Below are 12,504 nucleotides of genomic sequence, written 5' to 3'. Positions count from 1 at the left end.
AGCCCGACAGCAGTGTGCAACTGGCGCCAACACGTGCACATCTGCTGTGGCGCCACTTGTGCTCTGACCCCGAATCGAGATGCTGCTGATCAAGCTGGCGCTGGCGTTCAAGAACCGATGCGAAGATGGCTTGTCTATTTATTCAGGAAAGCCACCATGAAACAAAGCCAGCCGCAGCGCCGGGAATTCCTGCGCTATGTGGGCACGCTGGCGGCGCTGTCCGCGCCCGCCATGCAAGCCGCCGCCAACGAAAAGGACAGAATTTCGTTTCCGCCGACCGAGGCCAAGTCCGAGAAACCCGAGAAGACCGAGCCGCCCGGCGATCCTATGAGCGAGCGCATCGGCGTCGCCATCGTCGGTGTCGGCCGTATCGCGGTCAACGAGATGCTGCCGGCGTTTGCGCAGAGCAAGCATGCGAAACCGGTGGCGCTGGTCAGCGGCGACCGTGCCAAGGCGCTCAAGGTGGCCCACCAGTACGACATTCCCGAAAGCGCCGTGCTGGATTACAAGGAGTACGAGAAGCTGGCGCAGATGCCGGAAGTGCAGGCGGTCTACATCGCGCTGCCCAACAGCATGCACGCCGAGTACACGATCCGCGCCGCCAAGGCGGGCAAGCACGTGCTCTGCGAAAAGCCGATGGCCAACAGCGTGGCCGAGTGCCAGCAGATGATCGACGCTTGCCGCAAGGCCGGCAAGAAGCTGATGATCGCCTACCGCAGCCAGTACGAGTCGAACGACCGCGTGCTGGTCAAGATGATCCGCGACAAGAAGCTCGGCACGCTCAAGGAATTCATCTCGGTGAATTCGCAGAACATGGGCGACCCCCAGCATTGGCGCCTGAAGCGTGCGCTGGCCGGCGGCGGCGCCTTGCCCGACGTCGGCCTGTACTGCCTGAATGCCGCGCGCTTCCTCAGCGGCGAGGAGCCGGTCGAGGTGATGGGCAACGTGTGGTCGACCCCGGGCGACGCCCGCTTCCGCGAAGTCGAGGAATCCTGCCAGTTCGTGCTGCGCTTCCCGAGCGGCTTCATCGCCAGCTGCAGCACCAGCTACGCTTCGCACAAGTCGCAGATGTTCCGCCTGAACGGTTCCGACGCCTGGGCCGAGCTGAACCCGGCTTACGCGTACAACGGCATCAAGCTGAAGGTGTCGCGCGTGGTCGAAGGCAAGGAGCAGACCAGCGAGGTCCAGGCCGAGGACAAGAACCAGTTCGCGGCCGAGCTCGACCATTTCGCCCAGTGCATCCAGCAGAACAGGGAGGTGCACACGCCGGGCGAGGAGGGCTTGCAGGACCAGCGCATCATGGAAGCGATCTACGAATCGGCGCGCACCCACCGGCCGGTCAAGCTGAAGGCGCCGGGGCGCACGCGCGGGCCGGAGCCGCAGGAAGAAGGCTGAGGCGGCCAGACTGTTGCGAAAAGGGCATGGATCGTGGGAGGCGCCGGCCGGCACCCGGCTTTTCCGCTAACATGGCGGGATGGCCCAGCTCTCCCAATTGATACATACCTATGGCGTCCTGATCGTGTTCGGCACCGTGCTGCTCGAACAGATCGGCTTGCCGATTCCGGCGTTTCCGATCCTGATCATCGCCGGTGCGCTGGCCGTCGACGGCGGCGCCAACTGGCCGCTGACGCTGGCGGCCAGCGTCGCCGGCTGCCTGATCAGCGATTATTTCTGGTTCCGCGCCGGCCGCCACTACGGCAAGCGCATCCTGCGCCTGCTGTGCAAGATTTCGCTGTCGCCCGATTCTTGCGTCAGCCAGACCGAAGACAATTTCGGGCGCTGGGGCGCGAAGTCGCTGGTGGTGGCCAAGTTCATCCCCGGTTTCAACACGATCGCGCCGCCGCTGGCCGGCGCCATGGGCACCAGCACCAGCCGCTTCCTCTGGCTGTCGGTTGCCGGCGGCCTGCTGTGGAGCGGCGTCGGCATGGGCCTGGGCGCCTGGTTCCACGACAGCGTCGACGACGTGATCAGCTGGTTCGAGACGCTCGGCAGCACCGCGCTGATGGTGGTCGGCGCATTGCTGGCCGTCTTCGTCCTGCTTAAATATATCGAGCGCAAGCGCAACCTGGGCGCGGCCAAGCTGCCGCGCATCAGCGTCGACGAGCTGAAAGCCCTGCTCGAAGCCGGGCACGAGCCGCTGATCGTCGATGCCCGCAGTGTCACCGCACGCGGCCTGGAGCCGGGCATTCCCGGCGCCCTGGTGTACGGTGACGAACCGGCGCGCCTGATGGCCACGCTCGACCGCGAGCGCCACATCGTCGTGTATTGCAGCTGTCCGAACGACGTTACCGCGGCCCAGGTGGCCAGGGAATTCCTGAACAACGGTTTTCATCGGGCGCGGCCGCTGCACGGCGGACTGGACGCCTGGAATGCGCATTGCGCGGCAGGCGAGGCGGAGGTCGAGCTGAAGCCAAAGGTGGGCTGAGGACCGACAAGGCAGGTCGCAGGTGCGTAGCTCGACTACTCATTCAGGCACTTGTTTTTGAATAAGGTCAGCCAAGAAAGTGATTTTGATGTAGCCAAACTACAGATAATACTTGCGCTGCAGTCAATAAATCCTTTAAGCTTGGACATTCGTTTTTCTCCTGCCGCCATGACTGCTTCGCCCGCCTCCGCCGTGTTCCAGACCCCGCCCGCCCCCACCCACGACAGTCCGCGCCTGCTGGCCGACATCGGCGGCACCAATGCGCGCTTCGCGCTCGAACTCGGCCCCGGCAGGATCGAGCTGATCGACGTGCTCGGCTGTACCAAGCACGCGACGCTGGCGGATGCCGTGCGCGCCTACCTGGCGTCCGATGCGCTGGCCACGGCCGGCATCGGCAAGATCCGCCATGCCGCCATCGCCATCGCCAACCCGGTGGTCGGCGACATGGTGCGCATGACCAATCACCATTGGGAATTCTCGATCGAAGCGCTGCGCCGGGAACTCGAACTCGACACCTTTGTCGTCGTCAACGACTTTTCGGCGCTGGCGATGGCGCTGCCGCACCTCGGCGATGGCGATCGGCAGCAGGTCGGTGGCGGCACGCCGCGTGCCGCGAGCCCGATCGGCCTGGTCGGCGCCGGCACCGGCCTCGGCGTGTCGGGCCTGATCCAGGACAAGCAGGGCGGCTGGACCGCGCTGTGCAGCGAAGGCGGCCACGTCACCTTTGCCCCGACCAACGAGACCGAAGTCGCGATCCTGCAGTTTGCCTGGCGCGAATTCGAGCACGTGTCGGCCGAGCGCCTGCTGTCCGGCGCCGGCGTCGAGCTGATCTACCGCGCGCTGTGCCATCACCGCGGCCAGGCGGCGGAAGGGCTGGACGCTCCAGAGATCTCGCGGCGCGGCCTGGCCGGCGAATGCGCGCTGTGCGCGGAGGTCCTGGAAACCTTCTGCGGCATGCTGGGCACGGTGGCCGGCAACCTGGCCGTTACCCTTGGCGCCCAGGGCGGCGTGTACATCGGCGGCGGCATCGTGCCGCGCCTGGGCGAGCGCTTCGGCCTGTCGTGCTTCCGCAAGCGCTTCGAGCAGAAGGGCCGCTTCGCCGACTACCTGGCCCAGGTGCCGACCTATGTCATCACGGCCGAATACCCGGCGTTCCTGGGCGTTTCCGCCATCCTGGCCGACAAGCTGGCCACGCCCGGCGCCGCCTGACGGCCGTTCGCCGCGCCTAGCACGCGGTGCTTGTGTGGTTGTCGCCGCGCCGGCTGTGTGGCGTTTGTCGGGGTTGTCGCCGCGCCGGCTGCGCGGCGCTTGTCCACTCTGGGGTTTTATCGGGTACAATGAACCGCTAGTTGGAAGAAACGATGTCGTTCGCTTGCCCAGTGCGCGCCCGAAGCCCCGCCTTCGCATCGCGCCGGCAGCCCGTTTCGCTTGAAAATCAACAGCTTGCAGCCCACTACGGTGGGCGGCCACATGGCCGGGCGGCAGCCCGCCAAGGAATTCCGCCCGGCGCGCATCAGGATTGGTAGTTCGAAATCCGGTTGGCCGGGCCACGAAACCCCGTTTCAATCCTGCAGTCTATCCAGCCGTACGGGCTGGGTCCGCGCAGGTGCCGTCACCACGGCGCCGCTCAGGTTGAACCGGGTTGTTTGATATTTTCTTCGCATTCCTTTGCAAGATCCGCTGACGACATCGTTATGAACACTGATGAGGCCAAGAGGGTGCTCGAGACCGCCTTGTTGTGCGCGCGCGAGCCGCTGACCATCCACGGCATGAAGAAATTGTTTGCCGAAACGGATGCGGCCGGGCGCCCCCTCGGCAGCGGCGTCGGCTCGGATACGATCAAGATCCTGCTCGAGGAACTGCGCCAGGATTGGCAGGGGCGCGGCATCGAGATCGTCAGCCTGGCATCGGGCTGGCGCTTCCAGAGCCGGCCCGAAATGAAGACTTACCTGGACCGGATCGCGCCGGAAAAGCCGCCCAAGTATTCGCGGGCGACGCTGGAAACCCTGGCCATCATCGCCTATCGCCAGCCGGTGACGCGCGGCGACATCGAGGAAATCCGCGGCGTCGCGGTGAACTCGCAGACGATCAAGATGCTGGAAGACCGCGGCTGGATCGACGTGCTCGGCCACCGCGAAGTAGCGGGGCGGCCGGCCCTGCTGGGGACGACGAAGCAGTTTCTCGACGACCTCGGCCTGGCATCGCTGTCGCAGCTGCCGCCGCTGCAGCAGGTGGGCGACGCCGGCGCCGGGCGCAGCCTGGAAGCGCTGGAAGCGGCCCTGCAACAATTTGATGACACTTCACCCGTTGAAGTCCCGATTCCCGACCCTGCGCCAGCATCTGCAGCCTGATTTACATATCTGACTGTCAACGCCTGATTGTCGCGCCCGGTCAGTAAAACCAAGAAACGAATGATGAATCCAACCGACAAAACCGAGACGATCCCTGCTGAGGCAGGCGTAGAGACGGCAGCCAAACCGAAGCGCCGCACCAAGGCGCAGGTCGCCGCCGAACAGGCTGCCGCGCGGCCCGCCGCGCAGTCCGCAGATGCGGCGCAGGAAGCCCCTGCCAAGCCGAAGCGCACCCGCAAGCCCGCCGCCGCCAAGGAAGCCGACGCCGCTCCAGCCGTGAGCGCAGCGGCGCCAGCCGCGGCGGAAGCTGCGCCGGCACGCAAGCCGCGCGCCAAGAAGGCCGCAGTAGCGCCGGCAGCGCCGGTGCTTGAAGCCGCGCCGGCGGCACCAGTGGCGGCCCCGGCACCTGCCGCAGCCCCGGCGGCCGCGACGGCCGCACAGGCGGACGCCGACAGCCAGGCCGCCCCGCGCCAAGAGGCGGGCCAGCGCAAGCCGCGCGGCCCGCGCCAGATGCGCGAGCAGCGCCAGGTGCGTGAAGCGCGCCAGGTACGTCCCGCCGATGAGGCTGCCGACGCAGTGGCAACCCAGCCGGACCAGGCCCAGGCACCTGCCGCCGGCCGGGATGGCGCCGACAGCGGCCGCACCGAAGCCCGCCGCGACGCGCGCGGTGCGCGCCAGCAGGACGGCCAGAAAAAGGGCCAAAAAAAGGGCCAGCAGCGCAACCAGCAAGGCCAGGGCCAGCAAGCCCAGCCGGGCCAGCAAGGCCAGCAAGGCCAGAATCCGCAGGGCAAGCAGGCCAAGGGCCGCAATGCCAAGGGCGGCAAGGACAACAAGGGCGGCAAGGGCAATGAAGCCGACGCCGTGTTCTCGTTCGTCACCTCGGATGCCTTCGACGCCAACGAGGGCGGCCGCGGCCAGGGGCAGGCGTCCAAGGTGCGCCGCGACCTGACCGCCGACGACGACGCGCCCAAGCTGCACAAGGTGCTGGCCGAAGCCGGCCTCGGTTCGCGCCGCGACATGGAAGAGCTGATCGTCGCCGGCCGCGTGTCGGTGAACGGCGAGCCGGCCCACATCGGCCAGCGCATCCTGCCGACCGACGCCGTGCGCATCAACGGCAAGCTGCTGCAGCGCCGCGTCAACAACAACAAGCCGCCGCGCGTGCTGGTGTACCACAAGCCGGCCGGCGAAATCGTCAGCGCCGACGATCCGGAAGGCCGTCCGTCGGTGTTCGACCGCCTGCCGACCATGAAGACCGGCAAGTGGCTGGCCGTCGGCCGCCTCGACTTCAATACCGAAGGCCTGCTGCTGTTCACCAATTCCGGTGACCTGGCCAACCGCCTGATGCACCCGCGCTACAACATCGACCGCGAATACGCCGTGCGTACGCTGGGCGAGCTGGAAGAGGGCATGCGCCAGAAACTGCTGGCCGGCGTCGAGCTGGAAGACGGCCTGGCCAGTTTCACCAAGATCGCCGACGGCGGCGGCGAAGGCGTCAACCGCTGGTACCGCGTGGTGATCGGCGAAGGCCGCAACCGCGAGGTGCGCCGCATGTTCGAGGCGGTCAACCTGACCGTCTCGCGCCTGATCCGTACCCGCTACGGCGCGATGACCCTGCCGTCCGGCCTGAAGCGCGGCCGCTGGGAAGAGCTGGAAGAAAACGACGTCCGCAACTTCATGACCGCCTTCGGCATCGAGAAGAAGGGCGGCGCCGCTGAAGGTGCCGGCAAGGGCAAGGCGCAGGGCGGCAAGGGCCGCGGCGCCGATGCCGGCGAGCGCAACAACGACCGCAGCAACGGCAACCGCATCGACCGTGCCGACGCCAACCGCAATGCCGACCCGTTCGGTCCGCAGGTGGCGCGCGCGGGTTCGACCCGTAACCAGGCCGGCCAGGGCGGCGGTTTCGTCCAGGGCCGCAGCAGCCGCCCGGGCAATGGCGGCGGCTATGGTGGCGGCCAGGGGCGCGGCGGCAACGGTGGTGGCAATGGCGGCGGCAAGGGCCCGCGCCAGCCGGATCCGCTGCAGACCACGTTCGGCTTTGCCGGTGCCGGGCAGAACCGCCGGCCGCAGGGTCCGCGCGTCAGCGACAGCGGCATGCCGCGCCGCGGCCGCCGCGGCTAAGAGCGCCTGACAAAAGCCTCCATGGCGGCGTCGCAGCGTCTCGCCGTACTAGCGTACTGTCTTCGACGCTGCGTCGGTGGGCCGCATCCCTTGTCCTGAAGGCTTTGTTAAACGCTCTACGCGGGCACGATTTTGCAGTGCGCAGGCCTTGAAAAACCCCTGAATTCCACCAGATTCAGAGCATTGCCTGCGCTCCGCTCGCCAAAAGAGTAAACTGTTGCATAGCTGTTCATTTTGGCGGCCCGCGATTGCGGCCAGCCCTGTATCGGGTTATAATTCGCAACCTAATCAAAGCATTTCGCAGTAATTTCCGGCGAATGCGGGTCTGGTTGGGAATAAAGATGGGCAGTTGCCCATTTTTTTTTTGTTGAATCGTTTTAAGGTCCGGCGCCCTGCCGGCGATCTGGAGAGAATACCTGTGCAGTTGTTTGATTTGATTGCCAAGACAATCGGTGGACTCGGTTACGACCTGGTCGACATCGAGCGTGCCGAACGAGGCATCCTGCGCGTGTTCATCGATTTCCCGGCGGCGGTGGCGGACGAAAAGGGACCGATCACGGTCGAGGATTGCGCCACGGTCAGCCATCAGCTGTCGCACGTGTTCACCGTCGAAAACGTGGATTACGAGCGCCTGGAGGTGTCGTCGCCCGGACTGGACCGTCCGGTGCGCACCCTGGCCGACTTCGAGCGCTTTGCCGGCAGCGAATGCACCGTCAAGCTGCGCGTGGCAATGCCCGGCAGTGCCAACCGCAAGACCTACACGGGCATCCTGCATGCCCCGCAGGGTGACAAGGTCGGTCTCGAATTTGAAAGCAAGGATGGTCCGGCGTTGTTGGAATTTACGCTGGCAGAATTAGACAAGGCCCGTTTGGTGCCAAAGGTGGATTTTAGGAGTCGCAAAGCATGAGTCGCGAAATTTTGTTACTGGTTGATGCGCTTGCGCGCGAAAAGAATGTCGATAAAGAGGTCGTCTTCGGCGCCCTCGAGTTCGCGCTGGCGCAAGCCACGAAAAAGCGCTACGAAGGCGATGTCGACATCCGCGTGAGCATCGACCGCGACAGCGGCGAATTCGAAACCTTCCAGCGCTGGCACGTCGTGCCGGACGAGGCCGGCCTGCAGCTGCCGGACCAGGAAATCCTGCATTTCGAAGCAAAAGAACAGATCCCGGACATCGAAGTCGGCGAATACATCGAAGAGCCGATCGAGTCGGTCGAGTTCGGCCGCCGTTTTGCCCAGGACACCAAGCAGGTCGTGCTGCAGCGCGTGCGCGATGCCGAGCGCGAGCAGATCCTGCAGGACTTCCTGGAGCGCGGCGACGCGCTGGTCACCGGCACCATCAAGCGCATGGAGCGCGGCGATGCGATCGTCGAATCGGGCAAGATCGAGGCGCGCCTGCCGCGCGACCAGATGATCCCGAAGGAAAACCTGCGTATCGGTGACCGCGTGCGCGCCTTCATCCTGCGCGTCGACCGCAACATGCGCGGCCCGCAGGTGATCCTGTCGCGTACCGCGCCGGAATTCATCATGAAGCTGTTCGAGCTGGAAGTCCCGGAAATCGAGCAGGGCCTGCTGCAGATCAAGTCGGCTGCCCGTGACGCCGGCGTGCGCGCCAAGATCGCGGTCTACACCGCCGACAAGCGCATCGACCCGATCGGCACCTGCGTCGGCATGCGCGGTTCGCGCGTGCAGGCCGTGACCGGCGAGCTCGGCGGCGAGCGCGTGGACATCGTGCTGTGGTCGGAAGATCCGGCCCAGTTCGTGATCGGCGCGCTGGCCCCGGCCAACGTGTCGTCGATCATGGTCGACGAAGAAAAGCACGCGATGGACGTCGTGGTCGACGAGGAAAACCTGGCGATCGCGATTGGCCGTTCGGGCCAGAACGTGCGCCTGGCGTCCGACCTGACCGGCTGGAAGATCAACATCATGACGGCCGAGGAATCGGCCAACAAGGCGGAACAGGAAACGGCGGCCGTGCGTACGCTGTTCATGGAAAAGCTGGATGTGGACCAGGAAGTGGCCGATATCCTGGTCGAAGAGGGCTTCTCGAGTCTTGAAGAAATCGCTTACGTGCCCATCTCTGAAATGCTGGAGATCGAATCGTTCGACGAAGACACCGTCAACGAGCTGCGCACCCGTGCACGCGACGCGCTGGTGACCGAGGCGATCGCTTCCGAAGAGGGCCTCGAGGGTATGGAAGAGGCGCTGGTCAACCTGGAAGGGATGGACCGCACCACCGCCGGCAAGCTTGGCCTGGCCGGCATCAAGACCCTGGAACAATTCGCTGGCCTGGCCTACGACGAGTTCAGCGCCATCCTGGCGTTGCCGACCGAACGCGCCCGCGATCTGATCACGAATGAATTTAATGATGTGACCGACGATGAGATGAAATTGGTCGACGCCAAGTACGACGACCGCGCCAAGGCGCTGCAGGCGAAAGCCTGGAGCCAGGTGGAAACCGCCAAGGCATAAAGAAAGCAAAGACCGCGGCGCCGCCTCGGTCTTTGCGCTTTCTTAATCAACAAAATTTCTTTATCATCTCGCGACACATAGAAAAGAGGACTGAATGGCGAGTAACAACGTAGCCCAATTTGCCACCGAACTGAAGATGCCTGCAGACCTGCTGCTGACGCAGCTGCGTTCTGCTGGCGTCGAGAAAAGTTCGACGTCAGATCCCTTGTCCAAAGATGATAAGGATAAGCTGCTGAACCACCTGCGCCGTACCCACGGCGCCACTGACGGTGGTGAAAAGAAAAAGATCACGGTGACCCGCAAGGAAACCTCCGAGATCAAGCAGGCTGACTCGAGCGGCAAATCGCGCACGATCCAGGTCGAAGTGCGCAAGAAGCGCACCTTCGTCCAGCGTGACGATCTCGTCACGACCAAGCCGGCCGAGCCGGTGATCGACGCTGCCGAACAGGCGCGCCGCGAGGAAGAAGCACGCAAGCAGGCTGAACTGCTGGCGCGTCAGGAAGCGGAACTGCGCGAGAAGCAGGAACGCCTGGCCCGTCTCGAATCCGAAAAGGCCGCACAGGCCAAGGCGGCCGAAGAGCAGGCCAAGCGCGAAGCCGAAGAACGTGCCCAGCGCGAAGTCGAGCAGGCCGCTGCACGCGCCGCGCAAGCCGCGCAGGCCGCTTCGGTCAGCGCCAGCGCCAACGCGGCAAACGCTGCCGAGGACGCCAAGCGCGCCGCCGCCGAGGAAGCCAAGAAAGCCGCTGCCGAGGAAGCCAAGCGCAAGGCCGACGAAGCCGCCAAGGAAGCCGCCGAACGCGCTGCCGCCACCGAGCGCGCACGCAAGGCCGTGGCCGACGAAGTGGCCCAGATCAAGGCCATGATGGCGCAGCCGCGCCGCGTGATCAAGGCGCCGGAACCGGCACCGGCCGCGGCCAAGCCGAAGGCCGCCGAGCCGAGCACCCTGCACAAGCCCGCCGACAAGAAGCCGGCCGACGCCACCGCCAAGCCGGCGGAAGGCGGCGGCGCGCGTCCGAAGCCGGGCGACAAGAAGTCGATCAAGTCGGCCAACGTGGCCTCGACCTGGTCGGACGAGAAGAAGCGCGGCGCCCCGGGCGGCGGCATGAAGGGCCGCGGCGGCGCAGCCCCGACCGGTGGCCGTGACGGCTGGCGTGCGGGTGGCGGACGCGGCGGCCGCCGTGGTCACGACGATCGCGAATCGAACTTCCAGGCGCCGACCGAGGCGATCGTCAAGGACGTCCACGTCCCCGAGACGATCACCGTGGCCGAACTGGCGCACAAGATGTCGGTGAAAGCGTCGGAAGTCATCAAGCAGCTGATGAAGCTGGGCCAGATGTGCACCATCAACCAGGTGCTGGACCAGGAAACCGCGATGATCGTGGTGGAAGAGATGGGCCACAAGGCCTTCGCTGCCGCCGAGGACGATCCGGAAGCGATCCTGGCCGACCAGGGCGAGCACGCCGAGTTCGAGTCGAAGCCGCGCGCACCGGTCGTGACCGTCATGGGTCACGTCGACCACGGCAAGACTTCGCTGCTGGACTACATCCGCCGTGCGAAGGTGGCAGCTGGCGAAGCCGGCGGCATTACCCAGCACATCGGTGCATACCACGTGGACACCCCGCGCGGCATGGTCACCTTCCTGGATACCCCGGGCCACGAGGCGTTCACCGCCATGCGTGCCCGCGGTGCGAAGGCGACCGACATCGTCATCCTGGTGGTGGCGGCCGACGACGGCGTGATGCCGCAGACCAAGGAAGCGATCGCCCACGCGAAAGCTGCCGGCGTGCCCCTGGTCGTGGCGATCAACAAGATCGACAAACAGGGCGCGAACACCGACCGTGTGACCCAGGAACTGGTTGCCGAAGGCGTGGTGCCGGAAGAATACGGTGGCGAATCGCCGTTCGTCCCGGTGTCGGCGAAAACCGGCCAGGGTATCGACGACCTGCTGGAAAACGTGCTGCTGCAAGCCGAAGTGCTGGAACTCAAGGCACCGGTGGAAACGCCTGCACGCGGCCTGGTGGTCGAAGCCCGCCTGGACAAGGGCCGTGGTCCGGTGGCGACCATCCTGGTGCAGTCGGGTACGCTGCGCCGCGGCGACGTCGTGCTGGCCGGTTCCTCGTTCGGCCGCGTCCGTGCGATGCTGGACGAGAACGGCAAGTCGGTGACCGAAGCCGGTCCGTCGATCCCGGTCGAAATCCAGGGTCTGACCGAAGTGCCGAGCGCCGGCGAAGAAGCGATGGTGATGGGCGACGAGCGCAAGGCGCGTGAAATCGCACTGTTCCGTCAAGGTAAGTTCCGCGACGTCAAGCTGGCCAAGCAGCAGGCAGCGAAGCTGGAAAACATGTTCGACCAGATGGCCGAGGGCGAAGTCAAGAACCTGCCGCTCATCATCAAGACGGACGTGCAGGGTTCGCAGGAAGCACTGGTCGGTTCGCTGCAGAAGCTGTCGACCTCGGAAGTGCGCGTGCAGGTCGTCCATGCGGCGGTCGGCGGCATCACCGAGTCGGACGTCAACCTGGCAACCGCGTCGAAGGCAGTCATCATCGGCTTCAACGCCCGTGCCGACGCCCAGGCGCGCAAGCTGGCGGAATCGAACGGCGTCGACATCCGTTACTACAGCATCATTTACGATGCGATCGACGAGATCAAGACGGCACTGTCGGGCATGCTGGCACCGGAGAAGCGCGAAACCATCACCGGCCAGGTCGAAATCCGCCAGGTCATCCTGGTGTCGAAGGTCGGCGCGATCGCGGGCTGCCTGGTCACCGATGGCGTGGTCAAGCGTACCTCGTCGGTCCGCCTGCTGCGCAACAACATCGTGGTCTGGACCGGCGAGATCGATTCGCTCAAGCGCTTCAAGGACGACGCGAAAGAAGTCCGCGCCGGTCTGGAATGCGGTCTGTCGCTGAAGGGCAACAACGAGATCGAAGTCGGCGACGTGCTGGAAGTCTTCGAAGTCCAGGAAGTGGCGCGTACGCTGTAATTACCGGCGATCGTCGATCGGAGTGGAAGTAGTAATATGGGGCCAGTCATCCCGCGCTACGGTGCTGGATGACTGGCCCCAAGTTTTTTCCGTTAGCTTTAAAACGTCGTTGCCGCGAAGGCGGGAACCCAAGTTTGCATGAGCTAACGTAACGCATG

The 12,504-nt window shown here is 65.2% G+C and carries 8 protein-coding genes; all 8 read left to right on the top strand.

Going from position 1 to position 12,504, the window contains the following annotated elements:
- Positions 1 to 156 precede the first annotated feature (156 nt).
- Entirely contained in the window at positions 157 to 1,395 is a 1,239-nt protein-coding gene (locus U1H99_RS16730; RefSeq protein WP_323142859.1) for a Gfo/Idh/MocA family protein, read from the top strand.
- Between the two features lie 79 nt (positions 1,396 to 1,474).
- Positions 1,475 to 2,425, top strand: coding sequence for a DedA family protein/thiosulfate sulfurtransferase GlpE (locus U1H99_RS16725; protein ID WP_323142858.1), 951 nt, complete (start codon positions 1,475 to 1,477; stop codon positions 2,423 to 2,425).
- 168 nt (positions 2,426 to 2,593) lie between these two features.
- Positions 2,594 to 3,634 carry a glucokinase gene (locus tag U1H99_RS16720; RefSeq protein WP_323142857.1) on the top strand — a complete coding sequence of 347 codons (1,041 nt, stop codon included), beginning with the start codon at positions 2,594 to 2,596 and terminating at the stop codon, positions 3,632 to 3,634.
- Between the two features lie 485 nt (positions 3,635 to 4,119).
- Positions 4,120 to 4,776: an SMC-Scp complex subunit ScpB gene (gene scpB, locus U1H99_RS16715; protein ID WP_323142856.1), complete on the top strand. Its 657-nt coding sequence runs from the start codon at positions 4,120 to 4,122 to the stop codon at positions 4,774 to 4,776.
- A gap of 63 nt (positions 4,777 to 4,839) precedes the next feature.
- A complete protein-coding gene (gene rluB, locus U1H99_RS16710) occupies positions 4,840 to 6,894 on the top strand; it encodes a 23S rRNA pseudouridine(2605) synthase RluB (protein WP_323143260.1) in 2,055 nt (684 codons plus the stop codon).
- Between the two features lie 418 nt (positions 6,895 to 7,312).
- Positions 7,313 to 7,801: a ribosome maturation factor RimP gene (gene rimP, locus U1H99_RS16705; RefSeq protein ID WP_323142855.1), complete on the top strand. Its 489-nt coding sequence runs from the start codon at positions 7,313 to 7,315 to the stop codon at positions 7,799 to 7,801.
- Complete coding sequence (gene nusA, locus U1H99_RS16700) at positions 7,798 to 9,363, top strand: transcription termination factor NusA (protein WP_323142854.1); 1,566 nt, start codon at positions 7,798 to 7,800, stop codon at positions 9,361 to 9,363. The genes rimP and nusA overlap by 4 nt, the downstream gene beginning before the upstream one ends.
- Before the next feature lie 94 nt (positions 9,364 to 9,457).
- Entirely contained in the window at positions 9,458 to 12,346 is a 2,889-nt protein-coding gene (gene infB / locus U1H99_RS16695; protein ID WP_323142853.1) for a translation initiation factor IF-2, read from the top strand.
- The last annotated feature ends 158 nt before the right edge of the window (positions 12,347 to 12,504 follow it).

It is taken from the genome of Massilia phyllosphaerae, assembly GCF_034659755.1.
In the GTDB taxonomy this organism is placed as follows: domain Bacteria; phylum Pseudomonadota; class Gammaproteobacteria; order Burkholderiales; family Burkholderiaceae_D; genus Telluria; species Telluria phyllosphaerae.
The sequence above is the reverse complement of the archived record's forward strand: the minus strand, read 5'-3'. Positions and strand labels throughout refer to the sequence as shown.